This is a genomic window from Streptomyces ruber (genome assembly GCF_014648075.1).
GTDB classification, from domain to species: domain Bacteria; phylum Actinomycetota; class Actinomycetes; order Streptomycetales; family Streptomycetaceae; genus Streptomyces; species Streptomyces ruber.
Genome location: NZ_BMQK01000011.1, coordinates 216,202 through 234,999, shown reverse-complemented (window position 1 = coordinate 234,999; position 18,798 = coordinate 216,202). Strand labels below are relative to the sequence as shown.

The window sequence follows — 18,798 nt, the reverse complement described above, 5'->3', positions numbered from 1 at the left end:
GATCTGCTGCAGCGTCGCACCGATGTCCGACGTACGCGTCGTGGTCATCGACTGGACCGAAACGGGCGCGTCCCCGCCCACCGCCACGGAGCCGACCATGATCTGCCGGCTCTTACGGCGCTCGGCGAGCTTGGTCGGAACGGACGGCATGCCGAGAGAAATCGCAGTCATCTGCTGTGCAACCCCAAGTTGTCATCAAGGTCGGTCCCGGAGAACAGCGGGCTCCGCGCTCCGAGGTTACGTCACCGGCCCGGGCACCAGCACATCCCGCCCGGTGAACGTAATCCCTGGGGACGACCTGGAGCCGGCCCGTGGGCGACACGGACGGCGGCCGGGCACCCAGGGTGCCCGGCCGCCGTGAACCCGCGGTGAACCGCGGTGCCCGTGGGACGCGTACCGCCTAGGAGATGCGTACCGGGTTCACCACGTCCGCGATCAGGACGAGGATGGTGAAGCAGACGAAGACCGAGGCCACGACGTACGCGACGGGCATCAGCTTCGCCACGTCGAAGGGGCCCGGGTCCGGCCGGCGCAGCACCTTGGCCAGGTTGCGGCGGATCGACTCCCACACCGCGCCCGCGATGTGCCCGCCGTCCAGCGGGAGCAGCGGGAGCATGTTGAACAGGAACAGCGAGAGGTTGAAGCCGGCGACCAGCATCAGGAAGGTCGCGAGCCGCTGGGTGGGCGGGATGTCCATGGCGGCGATCTCGCCGCCGACACGGGCCGCGCCGACCACGCCCATGGGCGAGTCGGCCTCGCGCGGGCCGTCGCCGAAGGCCGCGTCCCACAGAGCGGGCACCTTGCCGGGCAGGGCGATCAGCGACTCCACACCGTTCTCGATCATGTCGCCCATGCGTTCCACGGACTGCGGGAAGGACTGGGGGACGACGTCGGTGACGGGGGTGAAGCCGAGGAACCCGGCGGTCACGTACTGGTCCTTGACGTAGCCGCCGTCGCCGTCGGTCTTGGCCACCTGGTTCTCGATGAGGGTGGCGGTGAGGTCGAGCTCCTCGCCGTCACGCTCGACGGTGAGGGTGACCCGCTCGCCCCCGTTCTCGCGGATGTCGGCCTGGAGGGAGGACCAGTCCTTCACGGGCTCGCCCTGGAAGGCGACGATCCGGTCCTCCGCCTTGAGGCCGGCGGCCTTGGCGGGGGCGGCCGGGTCGCCCTTCTCACATGTCGTGCGGTTCTCGCTGGCCTGGATGACGCAGTCGGAGACCGCGCTGACCTGGGTGGTCTGCGTGCTCGCGCCGAACGTCATCATCACGCCGACGAAGACGACGACGGCGAGGACGAGGTTCGCGAAGGGGCCCGCGAACATCACGACCACGCGCTTCCACGGCTTGCGCGTGTAGAAGAGGCGCTTCTCGTCGCCGGGCTGCAGCTCCTCGAACGCGGCCGCCCGGGCGTCCTCGATCATGCCGCGGAAGGGGGAGGTCGAGCGGGCCTCTATGCGGCCGTCGGGGCCGGGCGGGAACATGCCGATCATGCGGATGTAGCCGCCGAGCGGGATGGCCTTGACGCCGTACTCGGTCTCGCCCTTCCTGCGCGACCAGATGGTGGGCCCGAAGCCGACCATGTACTGCGGCACCCGGACGCCGAAGAGCTTGGCGAACGACAGGTGGCCGAGTTCGTGCCACGCGATGGAGATCAGCAGCCCCAGTACGAAGACGACTATGCCGAGGATGGTCATCAGGGTCGTCATGCGCGCGCCTCCGCGGTGCTCCGCTCGGTCGGCTCGGCCGGCCTGGTCAGTTCGCGGGCCCGGGCCCGCGCCCAGGTCTCCGCTTCGAGGACGTCCGACACGGTCAGTGAGGTTCCCGTGGCGGGTGTGCCGTGTTCCTCGACCACCCGGGTCACGGTCTCCATGATCGAGTTGAACGGCAGGGCGCCGTTCAGGAACGCGTCCACGCATTCCTCGTTGGCCGCATTGAACACCGCCGGAGCCGTGCCCGCGAGCCGTCCCACGTGCCGGGCGAGCCCGACGGACGGGAACGCGTCGTCGTCCAGCGGGAAGAACTCCCAGGTGGACGCCTTGCTCCAGTCGAAGGCGGGGGCGGCGTCCGGGACGCGCTCCGGCCAGCCGAGGCCGATGGCGATGGGCCCGCGCATGTCGGGGGGCGTCGCCTGGGCCAGTGTGGATCCGTCCGTGAACTCAACCATCGAGTGGACGTACGACTGCGGGTGCACGACGACCTCGATGCGGTCGAAGGAGATGTCGTACAGCAGGTGCGCCTCGATGACCTCGAGGCCCTTGTTGACGAGGGTCGCCGAGTTCACGGTGATCACCGGGCCCATGGCCCAGGTGGGGTGGGCGAGGGCGTCGGCCGGCGTGACATCCGCCAGCTCCGCCTTCGTACGGCCCCGGAACGGGCCCCCGGAGGCGGTGACGACCAGCTTGCGCACGTCGGCGCGGGTGCCGGCGGCGAGGGCCTGGAACAGGGCCGCGTGCTCGGAGTCGACCGGGATGATCTGGCCCGGCTTGGCCAGCGCCTTGACCAGCGGGCCGCCGACGATGAGCGACTCCTTGTTGGCGAGCGCGAGGGTGCGGCCCGCCTCCAGGGCGGCCAGGGTGGGGGCGAGACCGATGGAGCCGGTGATGCCGTTGAGCACGGTGTGGCCCGGGGAGGCGGCGAGCTCCGTGGCGGCGTCCGGGCCGGCGAGGATCTCGGGCAGCGGCTCCCCCGCGCCGTACACGGCGGCGAGGGCCTCCCGCAGCGCGGGGACGACGTCCTCGCGGGCGACGGCCACCGTCCGTACGCGCAGCCGGTGCGCCTGCTCGGCCAGCAGCCCCACCCTCCCCCCGGCGGCGGAGAGCCCGGTGACCCGGAAGCGGTCCGGGTTGCGCAGGACGAGATCAATGGCCTGGGTGCCGATCGACCCGGTCGATCCGAGGATCACGACATCGCGGACCCCGGTGACGGGGTCGAACACGAGATGCGGATCTGCGAGGGGGGCAGGACTGTCGCTCATTCCCCCATTGTGGCCGTACGGCGGGTCCGGGGGGACAGGGGCATGGTGTGCGCGTGCGCCCGCTACCGCTTGCGCCGGCGCCTGGCCTGGGACCGGCGCGCCGGGGTGCGGGACGGGCCGGGCGACGGAACGTCCCGGGTGTCCACGGGAACGTCCGGAGGGGCGTCCGCGGAGGGGCCGGCCGGGGGGAAGTCGCCCTCGACGACGCCCTCCGCCGTGTCCATGGTCGGGGCGGTGAAGTGCAGCGCGGCGTCCTGGGGGCCGTTCGGGGCGAGGTCCGGGGAGGTCTCGGCGGTGGGGTCCAGGTTGAGGACGTAGCCGGCGGTCTCCTCCTTGATGGCGTCGGTCATGGCCACGAACATGTCGAAGCCCTCGCGCTCGTACTCGATGATCGGTTCGCGGCCGAGGGTGAAGCGCAGCCCGATGCCGTCGCGCAGGTAGTCCATCTCGTACAGGTGCTCGCGCCACTTGCGGTCCAGGACGGCGAGGAGCACGCGGCGTTCCAGCGCGCGCATCGTCGCCGGGCCGATCTCCGCCTCGCGTTCCTCGTAGCCCGTGCGGACGTCCTGGACGAGCGCCTCGGTCAGGTACTCGGCGGTGAGCTCCGCCCGGCCGCCGGCCGCCTCGTCGAGGTCGTCGACGGAGAGCCGGAGCGGATGGAGCTGTCCCACCGCGTGCCACAGGCGGTCCAGGTCCCACTCCTCGGGGAAGCCCTCCGCGGTCTCCTCGTCGACGTACGCGCGGACGGTGTCCTCCAGGAAGCCGAGGATCCGGGTCCGCAGGTCCTCGCCCGCGAGGACGCGGCGGCGCTCGGCGTAGACGATCGTGCGCTGCCGGTTGAGGACCTCGTCGAACTTCAGGACGTCCTTGCGGGACTCGAAGTGGGTCCGCTCCAGCTGGGCCTGGGCGGCGGCGACGGCGCGGGTGACGACCTTGTTCTCGATGGGCACGTCGTCGGGGAGACCGGCTCCCGCCATCACGCGGTCCACGAGCTGGGACTGGAAGAGCCGCATGAGATTGTCCTGGAGCGAGAGGTAGAAGCGGGACTCGCCGGGGTCGCCCTGGCGGCCGGAGCGGCCGCGCAACTGGTTGTCGATGCGGCGGGCGTCGTGCCGTTCGGTGCCGAGGACGTAGAGGCCGCCGAGGGCGGTGACCTCCGCGCGTTCGGCCGCGACCCGGCCGGTGATGCGGTCGAGGACCGCGCGCCGCTCCTCCTCGCCGGCGTCCTCGGGGAGCCCGTCGAGTTCGGCGAGGGCGATGGCGTCGGCGTTCCCGCCGAGCATGATGTCGGTGCCGCGGCCGGCCATGTTGGTGGCCACGGTGACGGCGCCCCTGCGGCCGGCCTGGGCGACGACGATGGCCTCGCGCAGGTGGTTCTTGGCGTTGAGCACCTCGTGCGGGATGCGCCGCCCGCGTAACAGTTCGGACAGGGCCTCGGACACCTCGACGGTGGTGGTGCCGACCAGGACGGGCTGGCCCTTGGCGTGCCGCCGCCCGATGTCCTCGACGACGGCGGCGAACTTGGCGTCCTCGGTGCGGTAGATCAGGTCGGGCCGGTCGTCGCGGACCATCGGCTTGTCGGTCGGGATGGGCACCACGCCGAGCCCGTAGATCTGCTGGAACTCGGCGGCCTCGGTCATCGCCGTGCCGGTCATGCCGGAGAGCCTGTCGTAGAGGCGGAAGAAGTTCTGCAGGGTGATGGTGGCCAGGGTCTGGTTCTCCGCCTGGACCCGGACGCCCTCCTTCGCCTCGATCGCCTGGTGCAGGCCCTCGTTGTAGCGGCGGCCGGGGAGGATGCGGCCCGTGTGCTCGTCGACGATCACGACCTGGCCGTCCACGACGACGTACTCCTGGTCGCGGTGGAACAGCTCCTTGGCCTTGAGGGCGTTGTTGAGGTGGCCGATCAGCGGGGAGTGGTCGGACTCGTAGAGGCTGTCGATGCCGAGCTGGTCCTGTACGTACTCCACGCCGCGGTCCAGGACGGCCACCGTGCGCTTGCGCGGGTCGTACTCGTAGTCGTACCGCTCCCGCAAGCCCCGCAGCCGCTCCTTGTCCTGCGGCCGGGTGAAGCGCTCCTCCTGCACGCGCACGCCCCGCATCGGGCGCACCAGCCGGGCGAACGCCTCGTACCAGTGGGTGGCCTGGTCGGCGGGGCCGGAGATGATCAGCGGGGTGCGGGCCTCGTCGATGAGGATGGAGTCGGCCTCGTCGACGATCGCGAAGTGGTGGCCGCGCTGGACCAGTTCGGCCCGGGACCAGGCCATGTTGTCGCGCAGGTAGTCGAAGCCGAACTCGGTGTTGGTGCCGTACGTGATGTCGCAGGCGTACGCGGCCCGGCGCTCCTCGGGGGTGGAGCCGGTGCGGATGACGCCCACGGTCAGGCCGAGGAACTCGTAGGCGCGGCCCATCCACTCGGCGTCGCGGCGGGCGAGGTAGTCGTTGACGGTGACGAGATGGACGCCGTCGCCGGTGAGGGCGTTGAGGTAGACGGGCAGGGTGGCGACCAGGGTCTTGCCCTCGCCGGTCTGCATCTCGGCGATGTTGCCGAGGTGGAGGGCGGCGCCGCCCATCACCTGCACGTCGAAGTGGCGCATGCCGAGGGTGCGGCGAGCGGCCTCGCGCATGGTGGCGAAGGCCTCCGGCAGCAGGTCGTCCAATGTCTCGCCGCCGGCGTACCGCTGCCTGTACTCGTCGGTGAGGGCGCGGAGTCCGTCGTCGCCCAGCCCGCGGAAGTCCTCTTCCAGGGAGGCGACCTGCCGGGCCGTGCGCTGGAGGCGGCGCAGGACACGGCCCTCTCCGGCGCGCATGATTTTTCCGGTGACGGAGGTGAGACCGAGAGCAGGCATTTCACTTACCCCCCAAGAAACCGACGGCCACGAAGCCGGGTCACTGATGCACCGGGTCACTGATGCACCGGATCGGTCGGCATTCCCGGAAGAGTCTCCTCCTCCGGGATATCCGCGAGGAGCCTGATCCACTGGTTGACCCGTTGCAGAATGCGGATGCTCCGCTGGTTGGCCTTGGATACCTCGCGCAGGACCGGGTCCGCGGCCAGGTCGAGCGCGTCGTGGAGCAGGTGGTGGATCACCGGTCGCTCGCCGGGGCGTCCGGCGGCCGGCAGGGCGTCGGCGTCGCGGGCGTCGAGTCTGCGGACGTGGAGGCCGTCGAAGCCGGTCACGGCTGGTCTCGGCGTCTCGTCGGCCACGGCCGGCGGGCACTCGTCGAGCAGGACGGCCAGGCTGTCACGGTGCCGCCGGAAGGCCTCGGGAGCCGCGGCGCGCAGCTCTCCGGCGAGGGGCAGTACCTCACCGCGTACCGTCCGCAGCGTTCCCGTCCGGTCGGCCCGCCGGAGACGGTGCCGTGCCTTTCGGCGGGCCCGTACGAGCTGTCCGGACATCCCCCGGCCGTTCGCGGAATTCTGGCGCATGTGCCGCCCCCGTTCACCCTTCGCTCATTGTTGACGCGTGTTTTCCCGGCGGCAAGCGGCGAGACGGCAACGGGGACGGCAGTGCATCACGGAGACGAATGGGGAAGTCGAAGGGAAAAGGTCAGCGAATGGGGCGGTGCACGTTCTCCCGCCTGCTCGGGCCGGGCGTCGCGTCGGCGATCCACGGTCCGTCGCCGGACGGGTCGACGACGCCGTCCTCCAGCCACTCGTACGTGCCGGACAGCACGCCCTTGACGACCTTGTGGTCGAGGTCGTCGGTGTTGGTCCACAGCCGGGCGAACAGCTCGTCGACGCGGATGCGGGCCTGCCGGCAGAAGACGTCGGCGAGCTGGTACGCCTCGCGGCCGTGGTCCCCGGTGGCGCGCAGGTGCTCGGCGCGTACGCAGGCCGCGCTCATCGCGAACAGTTCGGCGCCGATGTCGACGATCCGGCCCAGGAAGCCCTGCTTGGTCTCCATCCGGCCCTGCCAGCGGGACATGGCGTAGAAGGTGGAGCGGGCGAGCCTGCGGGCGCTGCGCTCCACGTGGCGCAGGTGGCCGGACAGGTCGACGTGGCCCTCCGGGTGGAACTCGGCGTACGCCCGCGGGAGCTGGCCCGGGCCCGCGACCAGCCTGGGCAGCCACTTGGCGTAGAACACGCCCGCGTTGGCGCCCGCCCTCGCCTTGTCGGCCAGGGTCTTGTCGGGGTCGATGAGGTCGCCGGCGACGGACAGGTGGGCGTCGACGGCCTCCCGGGCGATCAGCAGGTGCATGATCTCGGTGGAGCCCTCGAAGATGCGGTTGATGCGCATGTCGCGGAGCATCTGCTCGGCGGGGACGCCCCGTTCGCCGCGGGCGCGGAGGGACTCGGCGGTCTCGTAGCCGCGGCCGCCGCGGATCTGGACCAGTTCGTCGGCGATCGTCCAGGCCATCTCGGAGCCGTACAGCTTGGCGAGGGCGGCCTCGATGCGGATGTCGTTGCGGTTCTCGTCGGCCATCTGCGAGGACAGGTCCACCACCGCCTCCAGCGCGAAGGTGGTGGCCGCGATGAAGGAGATCTTCGCGCCGACCGCCTCGTGCAGCGCGACCGGCTTGCCCCACTGCTCGCGCGCCCCCGCCCACTCGCGGGCGACCTTCAGGCACCACTTGCCCGCGCCCGCGCACATGGCGGGCAGCGAGAGGCGTCCGGTGTTGAGCGTGGTCAGGGCGATCTTCAGGCCGGAGCCCTCCGGGCCGATGCGGTTCGCCGCCGGGACGCGCACCCGGTGGAAGCGGGTGACCCCGTTCTCCAGGCCGCGCAGGCCCATGAAGGCGTTGCGGTTCTCGACGGTGACGCCCGCGGAGTCCGCCTCGACGACGAACGCGGTGATCCCGCCCCGGTGCCCCTCGGACTTCGGCACCCGCGCCATGACCACGAGCAGGTCGGCGACCACGCCGTTGGTGGTCCACAGCTTCACGCCGTCGAGGACGTACTCGTCCCCGTCGGGTACGGCGGTGGTGGCGAGGCGGGCCGGGTCGGAGCCCACGTCCGGCTCGGTGAGCAGGAAGGCGGTGATGTCGGTGCGGGCGCAGCGCGGCAGGAACGTGTCCTTCTGCTCCTGGGTGCCGAACATCTTGAGCGGCTGCGGTACGCCGATCGACTGGTGCGCGGAGAGCAGGGCGCCGATCGCGGGGCTCGCGGAGCCGGCCAGGGCGAGCGCCTTGTTGTAGTACACCTGGGTGAGGCCGAGACCGCCGTACTTGGTGTCGATCTTCATGCCGAGGGCGCCGAGCTCCTTGAGCCCGTCGATCACCTCGTCGGGGATGCGTGCCTCGCGCTCGATGAGGGCCGAGTCGATCCTCGTCTCGCAGAAGTCGCGCAGTTTGGTGAGGAACTGCTCACCGCGCCGGGCGTCCTCGTCGGCGGGCATGGGGTGCGGATGGATCAGGTCGAGCCGGAAGCGGCCGAGGAAGAGCTCCTTGGCGAAACTGGGCCTCTGCCAGTCCTGCTCCCGGGCGGCCTCCGCCACTTGGCGTGCCTCACGTTCGGTGACACGGGGTTTGGCTGGTGCTGCGGACATGAGGGTCACCTCGCCGCGAATAGGGATCTTGGGGCCGGTACGTTACTCACCGGTTCTACTCGATCGTATTTACCCGATTCCGGGCACCGCCACCAGTCCTCGTGCAGCGATCGGCCGAATGGCGGCCGACGGCGCGTGGTCCGGCGCGCTCCGTACCGGCCGCGCCCCGACCGCGCGCCGACCGTGCGCCGACAAGACGTGTCGAAGCGCTTCGACAGTGGCGCCCTGCCTATGGACACCTTCAGACCGTCGAGTTACTGTCGACACACTCTCAGTCGCCCCACCCCACGACGCGCATCTGTCGAAGCGCTTCACAACCGCTTGGAGAGCCGGATGGTCACCCTCGCCGAGGTCGCCCAGCACGCAGGAGTCTCGGCGAGCACGGTGAGTTACGTCCTGAGCGGCAAGCGGTCCATCTCCGCGGGCACCCGGCAGCGGGTCGAGCGGAGCATCCAGGAGCTCGGCTACCACCCGAACGCGGGGGCCCGGGCCCTGGCGAGCAGCAGGTCCAACATCATCGCGCTGATGGTTCCCCTCCGCAGGGACATGTACGTGCCCGTGATGATGGAGATCGCCATCGCGGTGGCCACCTCGGCCCGCGCCCATGGGTACGACGTCCTGCTCCTCACCGGCGAGGAGGGCCCCGACGCGGTGCGCCGCGTCACGGGGAGCGGACTCGCCGACGCGATGATCCTGATGGACGTCGAGCTGGACGACGAGCGGCTGCCGCTGCTGCGGCAGACGGACCGGCCGTCGGTGCTGATCGGGCTGCCCACCGACACCACCGGACTGACCTGCGTCGATCTGGACTTCTCCGCGACGGGCGCGTTGTGCGTCGAGCATCTGGCGGCGCTCGGACACCGTGACATCGCCGTCATCGGCGAGGCACCCGCCGTCTACGAGCGGCACACCGGCTTCGCCGAGCGCACCCTCGACGGACTGCGCTCGCGCTCCCGCGAACTGGGGCTGCGGGTGCTGCACCGCCCCTGCGAGGGCGGGTACGACGCGATGGCCCTCACCCTCGCCCGGATCTTCGACGAACGCCCCGGCACCACGGGCTTCGTGGTGCAGAACGAGAACGCGGTCGAGCCGCTGCTCGCCCTGCTGCGCCAGCAGGGGCGCGCCGTGCCCGAGGACGTGTCCGTGGTCGCCGTCTGCCCCGACCAGGTCGCCACCCAGGCGTCGGTGCGGCTCACCGCGGTCTCCATCCCCGCGCAGGAGATGGGCCGGCGCGCGGTGGAGCACCTGGTCGCGAAGCTGGAGGGACACGGTGACGAGGAGATCGTGCTGCTCGCGCCGCGGCTGACGGTGCGGGCGAGCTCAGGGCCCGCGCCGAGCGGGTCCTGAGCCCCTCCGACGGGGGAGCCACCGGTCGACGGCGATCGCCTCCCGTCCGTGCTGCTCGTCCGGCCCGGCCGGCGCCGAGGCCTCAGCTGGAGGACACCGTCAGGTTGTCGGTCCGGAAGTCCAGGCCGCCGTTGGACGACGTGATCTCGTAGCCGAACTGCACGTCCCCGATGGTCTCGTTGCCGATCCAGCCCTTGGTGTCCTTGATCCACTTCAGGATCGGGAGGATGTTCACGGTGCCGGAGGTCGAGTCGGAGGTCCGCAGGAACGAGTAGACCTGGTTGGCGCCGTTGTCGCCCTTGTAGACGTTCCAGGTGTGGCCGCCGAGGGTGACGGTGCCCTGCGAGGTGCCGAGCGGGCCGACGGCGCCGTTGTGGTTGACCCAGAGCATGATCTCGTGGTCGTAGTCGGTGTCCCAGATGTCGTACGACGTGTTGTACGCGCCCGCCGACGGGACGGTGACGTTGTAGCTGCTGGTCAGCGAGGAGATCGAGGAGATCGGCTTGTTGATGATCTTCTTCGAGTTGGGGTACGACTTGATGCCGCCGGTGTCGGGGTGGTTCGCCCAGACGCCCCAGTTGGTGCCGGAGTTGGCCCAGACGCACTGGCTGCCCGCGCCGGAGCCCCAGATGTTGTTGTAGAGGATGTAGCCGTTCAGCGTGGTGTTGCCCCACTGGTCGCAGGTGTTCCAGACGGCGGCCTGCGCGGGGGCGGAGGCGAGGCCGACGGTGGCGCCGAGGGCGAGGGCGGGGGCCAGCAGGGCCTTGACGGCCTTGCCGAGGGTGCGGGTTGCCATGGTGTTCCTTCCATGGGGGGTGGGGGGATTGCGGGGGGTGTGGTGCGGGTTCACTGCGGCCCCAGGTCGAGGACGCGGTCCTCCCCGGCGCGCAGGTCGAGCGGTGACGCGCCGGAGGGAGTCCGGAGTTCGATGCGGTGGGTGCGGGTGGGGCGGAGGGTGGCCCGGAGACGGCCCGGCCCCCACTCCAGGTCGAGTCCGGCGGCGAAGCGCGTGCGGACGCCGCTCAGCCGGCCCTCGGGATACGCGTCGGGCAGTGCGGGCAGCAGTACCAGCCGGCCGGGCGTGGAGTGGACGAGCATCTCGATGATCACGGCGGGCAGGGCGTGGGCCGCGTCCGCGTTGTAGACGTCGCGGTGCGGGTAGTGCGCGCTCATCAGGGAGGCGTGGAAGTAGTCGCCGGTCAGAAGGTGGGCGAGGGCGGCGCCGACCCGTGTCCCGTCGCCGAGCCGGGCGGCGACGAGGGCGTGGTGCAGACGGCCGTGCGCGGAGTCGTTCCCGGCGCCGCGCAGTTCGAGCGCCCGGTGCGCGGCGGCGGCGAGCTCCGGGGTGTCGTACGGGGTGATCTCGTCGAGCGGCCAGACGCCGTACAGGTGGCTGAGGTGCCGGTGGTCGTAGCTGTCGTCGAGGCCCGGCCACGCCCATTCGGCGAGGGCTCCGTCGGCGTTGACCCGGTGCGGCGGGAGCCGGTCGGCGAGGGCGAGCCAGCGGTCCGCCCCGGTGGTGCCGGGGTGGTACGCGGCGGCGGTGCGCAGCGCGTGGCGGGCGGCGGAGAGGTCCATGGCCGCGTCGACCGCGCCCCAGCTCGCGTTGGCGGGACGGTTCTCCGGGGAGTAGGAGGGGACGACGGCGAGGCGGCCGCCGGCGTCGGTACGGGTCAGGAAGTCCTCGTAGAACAGGGCGACCTCGGCCAGGGCCGCGCCGGTGCGCGGGTCGCGTGCGCCGTGTGTCTCGTCGTGGTCGACGAGCGGCTTGAGCAGCCAGTCGGCACCGGCGGTCCACAGGTGGAGCGGGTACTCGCGGCTGAAGTGGTAAGTGTGCCCGCTCTCGCCGTCGGTGTGGGAGGGGGCGACCACACCCCGGGCGCCGAAGATCGCGCGAGCGTTCTCCCGCCAGTCGGGCAGCTGGCCGTGGACGAGCCGTGCGTGCGCCTCCGTGACCTCGGGGAGCGCCGCCGCTGCCGCCGAGGCGGTCTGCAGGTTGAGGTTGGCGTTGGTGGTGAAGGCACCGGACCAGGCCGTCTCCCAGTCGCCGGTCCACAGGCCCGTCAGCCGGGGCGGGAGCATCCCGGCGGAGGAGAGCAGGTGGTAGCGGCCGGCCGCGTGGAGCCGTTCGAGCAGGGCGGGGCTGTCCGGCCGCTTCAGCAGTTCGCTGCCGGGGAGCGCGCGGTCGGCGGGGCCGGCGGCCAGGTCGAGGGTGACGCGGGCGTAGGCGGTGCGGTGGAGGGCTGTGTGGCGGGAGAGGAGGTGGGTGTACGGGTCGCTCCCGGTGTGCGGCTCGTCGCCGGCGCCCGGGAGCAGTTCGCGCAGGGCCCGGCCGAGGGCCGTCACGTCCGGTTCGCCGGTGTGCCGTACGACGCGGGTGAGCAGCAGGACCGACCGCGCGCCCGCGATCCGTACGCCCGGCGGGACGAGGCCGGTGTGGCCGCCGGTCACCGCCACGAGGGTCACCCCGGTGTACGCGCGGTCGCTGTCCGGGTAACGGACGCACAGGCTGAGCAGGGCGCCCTCGGCGGTGAGGACGGCACCGTGGCCGGCGGCGAGGTCCGGCGGCGCGCCCGGCAGCCGGTGGTCCAGGGCGATGTCCAGCTCGGTGGCGGTGACGTGCTGGACGATCGCGTCGTCCGCGCGGGAGACGAAGACCCTGCTGCTCCAGCCCTCGCAGACCGCCTCCGTGACGCCTGTGGTGAAGTCGACGGAACGGCGGTAGCCGCGCGCGCCGGCGGACCGGGACCGTCGCAGCCGTACCTGGAAGGCGGGGTGGAACGGCTGCACCCACTGCAACCCGCGCCCGTCCGTGAACTCCTCGGCGGCGGTCGGGTCCCCGGCGAGCAGCCGGTCCTGTATCCCGGGCAGCCGGTCCGCGAGGCGCGGCGGGCGGGCCCGCTCCCCGCCGTTCGGACGGACCAGCGTGTGGTGGGTCACGACGGCCCGGTCGTCGTCCGGGTCGCCGAACACGAGGGCGCCGTGGCGGCCGTTGCCGGTCAGGAAGGCGTCCTCCCAGCGTTTCGCGGGGCGCGGTTCCCAGGTGCCGTGCGCCAGGGTCCCGGTCATGACGACAGCACCGCCACGCCGTACCGGCCGAGCACGACCGACCCGTCGGCCACCTCGCCCGTCAGCAGGTCACGATGCGTACCGGGCACGTCGACCGTGACCTCGTCCCGCCCGTGGTTGAGCAGGAACAGCGCGTCGCCCCGGCGGACCGCCTCCACCCCGTCGGGCAGCCCGTCGAGCACCGGCCGTACGCCCGCTCCCTCCGCGATCCGGGTCAGCAGGGTGCGCAGCGCCTCCGGCTCGGGGAGCGTGGAGAGGTACCAGGCGCGGCCCTTGCCCAGCACGGCGGGCAGTCCGTCCAGTTCCCCGCCCCGGTAGGGGACGGTCTCGTCGGCGGTGCCGTCGGCCTCCAGCTCCTCCGACCACAGGGTGCCCCGGAAGCCGTCGCACGGGACCGTCCCGCCCGCGGGCAGCGGCCACCATTCGTGCAGGGTGCGGATGCCGAACAGGCCGCGCAGCCGGGCGTCCATGCCGCCGGGCCGCACCCGGTCGTCCTCGTCGGCGATGCCGGTCAGGAAGCCGCAGACCAGGGTGCCGCCGCCGTGGACGTACGCGAGGAGGTTGTCGACGGCCGCGTCGGTGAGGAGGTAGAGCTGCGGGACGGCCACCAGCCGGTAGCGGGACAGGTCGTGCGTGGGGTGGGCGAAGTCGGTGGTGAGGTGCGCCTCCCACAGGGCGCGGTGCCAGGCGCGCAGGACGACGGGCAGGTCGGCGTGGGCGAAGGGGCGGGCCTCCTGGGTGCCGGCCCACCAGGAGTGCCAGTCGTGCAGGACGGCGACGTCCGCCTCGATCCGGGTGCCGGACACCCGGGGGCCGAGCGTGGCCAGGTCGGCGCCGAGCCGCTTGACCTCCTGGAAGACGCGGCCGTGCTCGCCCGCGTGGCCGAGCATCGCGGAGTGGAACTTCTCCGCGCCCTGGCGGGACCGGCGCCACTGGAAGTAGCAGACGGCGTCCGCGCCACGGGCCACGGCCTGCAGCGACCAGAGGCGGTTCAGGCCGCGCGGTTTGGGCTGGTCCACGTCCCGCCAGCCGACCGCGCCGGTCGCCTGCTCCATGAGCATCCAGGGGCCGCGGGCCTGGGAGCGGGTCAGGTCCTGGACGAGCGCCCCTTCCTGGGCGCCGTACGGGTCGCGCGGGTCGGGGTAGAGGTCGACGGAGACGACGTCCTCCTCGCCTGCCCAGCGCCACGCGTCCTGCCCGAACCACAGCGGCATGAAGTTGGTGGTCACCGGGATGTGCGGGGTGTGCCGGCGGACGATGTCGCGTTCGGCGGTGTAGCACTCGAGGAGCATGTCGGAGGTGAAGCGCCGGAAGTCCAGGACCTGGGTGGGGTTCTTCAGGTAGTGGGCACGGCGGGACGGCAGGATCTCCTCCCAGTCGCCGTAGCCCTGGCTCCAGAAGGCGGTCCCCCAGGCGGTGTTGAGGGCGTCGAGGGTGCCGTAGCGGTCCCGCAGCCAGCCGCGGAAGCGGGCGGCGGCCTCGTCGCCGTGGTCGTAGGTGCAGTACTCGTTGTTGATGTGCCACATCGTGAGGGCGGGGTGGCCGCCGTAGCGGGCGGCGAGGGCCTCGGTGATGGCGGCGGCGTGGCGGCGGTAGGTGGCGCTGGAGTGCGAGAAGTGCTGACGGCCGCCCCACCACTCGGTGCGGCCGTCCTCGTCGACGGGCAGGGTGTCCGGGTGCAGCCGGCCCAGCCAGGGCGGGGGCGCGGCGGTGGGGGTGGCGAGGACGACGCCGATGCCGTGTCCGTGCACCAGGTCCAGCAGCCGGTCCAGCCAGCCGAAGTCGTGGACGCCCGGGCGGGGTTCGAGTCGGGCCCAGGAGAAGACGCCGACGGTGACGGAGTTGACCCCGGCGTCCTTCATGAGGCGGACGTCGTCGTACCAGGTTTCCTCCGGCCACTGCTCGGGGTTGTAGTCGCCGCCGAGGAGAACGCGGCCGCGGGTGGCATCGCTGAGCTGAGGCATCAGGGCTTCCGGGACTTGGGCCCGCCGTGGCCGGCCGGGGACAGGCACGGCCGGCCACGGCGGGAGCGGGAGGGCGTGGCGGAGATCTGACTCATCCCTTGACCGCGCCGGTGAGCATGCCCTTCCGGAAGTGCTTCTGGACGAAGGGCGACAGGACGGCGACGGGCAGCAGGGCCATGACCATGACGGCCATCTGCACGGCGAGACCGGACAGTTCGCCGGTCTTGATGGCCTGGCCGAGGCCCACCGGTGCCTCCTGCTTCTGCACGAGCTGGATCATGACGTTCTGCAGCGGCATCATGTCCTGGTCGTTGAGGTACAGGGAGGCGTTGAACCAGGCGCTCCAGTAGCCGACGGCGTAGAACAGGGTGATCACCGCCAGGACCGCGCGCGACAGCGGCATGACGATCCGCCACAGGATGCGGACGTCGCCCGCGCCGTCGATGCGGGCGCTGTCGATCAGTTCCTGCGAGATGCCCATGAAGAAGCCGCGCAGGACCAGGATGTTGAAGACGCTGATCGCGCTCGGCAGGATCAGCGCGAGGTAGGTGTCCGTCAGGCCGATCGACTGCACCAGCAGGTAGGTCGGGATGAGTCCGGCGCTGAAGAACATGGTGGCCAGCAGCGTCATCAGGATCCAGCGGTGGCCCGGTGAGCCGGTGCGGGAGAGTCCGTAGGCGCAGAGCACGGACACCGTCATCGAGAACAGCGTGCCGACGAGCGTGATCCCGAGGCTGACGGCCGCGGCGCGGGTGACCTGGCCTCCGCTGAGCAGTTCCTGGTAGGCGACGAAGGTGATGTCCTCGGGGATCATCACCAGGCCGCCGGCCTCGTCGATGGTCCTCCGCGAGGACAGGCTGGTGACGACGACGATCCAGAGCGGGAAGACGATCGCGAGGCAGGCCAGGGCCAGGACGAGGCCCTTGCCCGCGAGCCCCGCCCTGCTGGGCTCCTCCTCCCAGACCGGCCGGGGCGGGGCGGCCCAGCGGCCGGGTCTCCGGGCGGGCTCCCGCACCGGCTGCCGTACGTCCTTGCCGATGACGGCGGTCATTTCTTGTACACCCCCTGCTCGCCCATGAGGTGGGCCACCTTGTTCGCGGCGAGGACCAGGCCGAGGCTCACGACGCCCTTGACGAGCCCTGCGGCGGCCGCGTAGCCGAAGTCCTGGTTGCGTACGCCGTTCCACCAGACGAAGGTGTCGAGGACCTCCGCCGCGCCGGGTCCGACGGCGTCCCGTTGCAGCAGGATCTGCTCGAAGCCGACGGTGAGCGCGTCGCCGACCCGGAGGACCAGCAGCAGGGCGATCACCGGGCGCAGCGCGGGCAGGGTGACGTGCCACATGCGGCGCCAGCGGTTAGCGCCGTCCATCGCGGCGGCCTCGTACAGGTCGGGGTTGACCGAGGCCAGCGCCGCGAGGAAGACGATGATCCCCCAGCCGGCGTCCTTCCACACGCTCTGCGCGGTGATCAGGAAGGCGAAGGTGTCCGGGTTCGTCATGATGTCCAGGCCGTCGTACCCGTTCTCCCGCAGCAGTTGGGAGAGGAGTCCCGCGCCGCCGAGGAGCTGCTGGAAGACGGCGATGACCAGCACCCACGAGAAGAAGTGCGGCAGGTACAGGACCGCCTGCGAGATCGCCCGCACCCGGGGCCGGACGACGCTGTTGATGAGCAGCGCGAGCAGGATCGGGATCGGGAAGTAGAGGACGAGCTGGAGGAAGAAGAGCACCAGTGTGTTCTTCACGGCGTTCCAGAAGGCGGAGTCCTCGATGATCCGCTGGAAGTTCTCCAGTCCGACGAAGGGGCTGTTCAGGATGGAGACGATGCCGTTGTCGCTGATGTAGGGGTCGTAGCTCTGGAAGGCGACGACGTTGCCGAGGATCGGCAGGTAGTTGAAGAGCAGGACCAGCAGTACGGCCGGCAGTGTCATCAGCAGCAGTACGCGGTCGCGTCTGAGCCTGGTTCTCAGGCCCGGTCTTCCGGTGGGCGGTCGCCTCCGGCGTCGGGGGCCGGTGGCGCCGCCGGACGCCACCGGGGTCTCGTTCTCCTTCGTCACGGCCTCGGCTCTGCTCCGGGGCACCGTGCTGTGGGACACGGCCGTCCTCCTCGCCTCGCGTGCGCCGGTCAGCTCGCCGCCGGGCCGTTCTCGTCGAGCAGCTTCCGGTACCAGTCGCGCAGTTCGTCGCCGCCCTTGCTGCGCCAGTCGGAGACGGCCTGCTGGACGTCGCTCATCTTCTTGCGGCCGCGGACGAAGTCGTCCTCCAGCTGTTCGAAGTCGTTGGAGAGGTTGGTCCAGCGGGCGGGCTCGGTGATCTGCATGCCGTAGAAGGACGACTTGCGGGTGAAGGCGCCCATCCGCTGCTGCCACTCGACCTGGCCCTTGGCGACCTCGGGGAAGTCCGGGTGGGCGATGGTCGCGGCGGGGCTCGCGATCATCACGTAGGCGTTCATCACGTCGATGTTGCCCTGGTCGGTCTTGGTGGGGACGCCGTCCTCGACCGTGTAGTGGGTGCCCTCTACGCCGTAGTTGGTGGCCATGTACTCCTTGGTGCCGTACGGCGCGGCGGTGACGTTGGCGACGGCCAGCACGTCACGGATCACGGACTCCTTCGCCTTCTTGTTGACGAAGGCGAAGATGGTCGCCGGGTTCTTGGCCCACAGCGTGGGGTCGCCGCCGTCGTGGCCGAAGACGTCCATGCCCCAGATCCTGAACTCCGGGTTCTGCACGGCCTGTTCGGCGGTGCGGCTCCACCACTGCGACAGATCCTGGGCGTAGATCAGGAACTCGCCGGCGGCGAACTTCGGGCCGGCGTCCTGGGCGCTGCTCTTGCCCAGCTCGGCGTCGGGGTGGACGACACCGGCGGCGAACAGCTTGCGCGTCCACTCCAGGGCTTCCAGGTACTCGTCGGTCTCGACGCGGTGGACCAGCTTGCCGTCGGTCTCGTTCCAGCCGAGCGACTTCTCCTCGCCGGAGGGCACGCCGAAGGCCTGGAACGCGGTCCACTTCATGTCCAGGCAGGCCCACCGCTTGGCCCTGGCGTTGGTGATGTCCTTGGCCAGCGCCATGAACGCGTCGCAGGACGTGGGGACCTCGTAGCCCTCCGCCTCGAAGACGTCCTGCCGGTACAGGGGCACGATGTTGGTGACGTACGAGGAGGGCATCGGCAGGCCGCGCAGCGCGCCGCCGAAGATCGAGCGCTGCCAGGCGTCGCTGGGGATCGCCGCGAGGTTCGGGTAGTCCTTGACCGCGTCCCCGGAGAGGTAGGGGCCGAGGTCGGCGAACTTGCCGATGACGGCGCTGGGGATCTTGCCGGACATGTTCCAGCCGGGGACGACCACCACGTCGGGGACGTCGCTGGAGGCGAGGACCGCGCCGAGCTTCTGGTCGTAGGTGTTGCCGTCCTGGTTCTGCCAGACCACGTCGACGCCGATGAGCTCGTTCATCGCCTGGTAGTAGGCGTTGTCCGCCTTCGGCGGGGAGCCCCAGAACGGTGACATGACGGTGACCCGGCTGCCCTTGCCGAGCTTCCGCGGTACGGAGGTCCTGAGGTCCGCCAGGTCGAGCTTGCCGGTGAAGCCGGCCGCCGAACCGTTCTTGCTGGGGATGTCGGGGGTGACGACGTTGCCGGCCACGTACGCCGGTAACAGCTTCTTGGCGTCCTTGCCCGAGGTGGTGCCGTCGCGGGAGCCGCTGTCCGGTCCACCGCAGGCGGTGAGCAGCGGCGCCCCTCCGGCCACTGCGGCGGCGGCGACCGCCGTCGAGGCGAGGAATCTTCTCCGGCTGGGAGCGGAGGCGGCGGAGTTCGGCGTCATTGCGTCAACCCTTCGTGGCGCACACCAGGACACCCGGCGGGGAGGCCGTCGGCTGCGGTGTCTTGAGCGGAACTGGCTGTGCAGAGACCGGTGCCCATCAACTCCGGAGCATCGGAACATCGGAGGGCTGTGCACACGGAGAATGTGCCC

At 71.2% G+C, this 18,798-nt stretch carries 13 protein-coding genes; 1 reads left to right on the top strand and 12 read right to left on the bottom strand.

The window, feature by feature from the left end:
- The 6 genes from IEZ04_RS22965 to IEZ04_RS22940 all read right to left on the bottom strand — a co-directional run.
- Positions 1-171 (bottom strand): flavodoxin-dependent (E)-4-hydroxy-3-methylbut-2-enyl-diphosphate synthase (locus IEZ04_RS22965; protein WP_189218842.1); only part of this gene is annotated, 171 nt, incomplete at its 3' end.
- 229 nt (positions 172-400) lie between these two features.
- Positions 401-1,705: a M50 family metallopeptidase gene (locus IEZ04_RS22960; RefSeq protein ID WP_189218841.1), complete on the bottom strand. Its 1,305-nt coding sequence runs from the start codon at positions 1,703-1,705 to the stop codon at positions 401-403.
- Positions 1,702-2,973 (bottom strand): 1-deoxy-D-xylulose-5-phosphate reductoisomerase, encoded by a 1,272-nt coding sequence (dxr, locus tag IEZ04_RS22955; protein WP_189218840.1) that lies wholly within the window; start codon positions 2,971-2,973, stop codon positions 1,702-1,704. Before dxr ends, IEZ04_RS22960 begins: the two co-directional genes overlap by 4 nt.
- Before the next feature lie 62 nt (positions 2,974-3,035).
- The gene (secA, locus tag IEZ04_RS22950) at positions 3,036-5,819 is read right to left on the bottom strand and encodes a preprotein translocase subunit SecA (protein ID WP_189218839.1); all 2,784 of its coding nucleotides are present in this window, start codon (positions 5,817-5,819) and stop codon (positions 3,036-3,038) included.
- Positions 5,820-5,875: 56 nt separating this feature from the next.
- The gene (locus IEZ04_RS22945) at positions 5,876-6,400 is read right to left on the bottom strand and encodes a hypothetical protein (RefSeq protein ID WP_189218838.1); all 525 of its coding nucleotides are present in this window, start codon (positions 6,398-6,400) and stop codon (positions 5,876-5,878) included.
- A gap of 121 nt (positions 6,401-6,521) precedes the next feature.
- Positions 6,522-8,459 carry an acyl-CoA dehydrogenase family protein gene (locus tag IEZ04_RS22940; protein WP_189218837.1) on the bottom strand — a complete coding sequence of 646 codons (1,938 nt, stop codon included), beginning with the start codon at positions 8,457-8,459 and terminating at the stop codon, positions 6,522-6,524.
- Positions 8,460-8,792: 333 nt separating this feature from the next.
- Here IEZ04_RS22940 and IEZ04_RS22935 point away from each other — a divergent pair, with 333 nt between their 5' ends.
- Entirely contained in the window at positions 8,793-9,806 is a 1,014-nt protein-coding gene (locus tag IEZ04_RS22935) for a LacI family DNA-binding transcriptional regulator (protein ID WP_189218836.1), read from the top strand.
- Positions 9,807-9,888: 82 nt separating this feature from the next.
- Here the strand turns inward: IEZ04_RS22935 and IEZ04_RS22930 are convergent, their stop codons facing one another.
- From IEZ04_RS22930 to IEZ04_RS22905, 6 genes are all read right to left on the bottom strand, one after another.
- Positions 9,889-10,602, bottom strand: coding sequence for a glycoside hydrolase family 12 protein (locus IEZ04_RS22930; protein WP_189218835.1), 714 nt, complete (start codon positions 10,600-10,602; stop codon positions 9,889-9,891).
- Positions 10,603-10,652: 50 nt separating this feature from the next.
- A complete protein-coding gene (locus IEZ04_RS22925) occupies positions 10,653-12,875 on the bottom strand; it encodes a glycosyl hydrolase family 95 catalytic domain-containing protein (RefSeq protein ID WP_189218834.1) in 2,223 nt (740 codons plus the stop codon).
- Positions 12,872-14,839 carry a beta-galactosidase gene (locus tag IEZ04_RS22920; protein WP_189218833.1) on the bottom strand — a complete coding sequence of 656 codons (1,968 nt, stop codon included), beginning with the start codon at positions 14,837-14,839 and terminating at the stop codon, positions 12,872-12,874. The genes IEZ04_RS22925 and IEZ04_RS22920 overlap by 4 nt, the downstream gene beginning before the upstream one ends.
- 91 nt (positions 14,840-14,930) lie before the next feature.
- Complete coding sequence (locus IEZ04_RS22915) at positions 14,931-15,890, bottom strand: carbohydrate ABC transporter permease (protein ID WP_189218832.1); 960 nt, start codon at positions 15,888-15,890, stop codon at positions 14,931-14,933.
- Positions 15,887-16,930 carry an ABC transporter permease gene (locus IEZ04_RS22910; RefSeq protein WP_189218831.1) on the bottom strand — a complete coding sequence of 348 codons (1,044 nt, stop codon included), beginning with the start codon at positions 16,928-16,930 and terminating at the stop codon, positions 15,887-15,889. The genes IEZ04_RS22915 and IEZ04_RS22910 overlap by 4 nt, the downstream gene beginning before the upstream one ends.
- Positions 16,931-16,959: 29 nt before the next feature.
- Positions 16,960-18,648, bottom strand: a complete 1,689-nt coding sequence (locus IEZ04_RS22905) for an extracellular solute-binding protein (protein ID WP_189218830.1) — start codon at positions 18,646-18,648, stop codon at positions 16,960-16,962.
- Positions 18,649-18,798 lie beyond the last annotated feature (150 nt).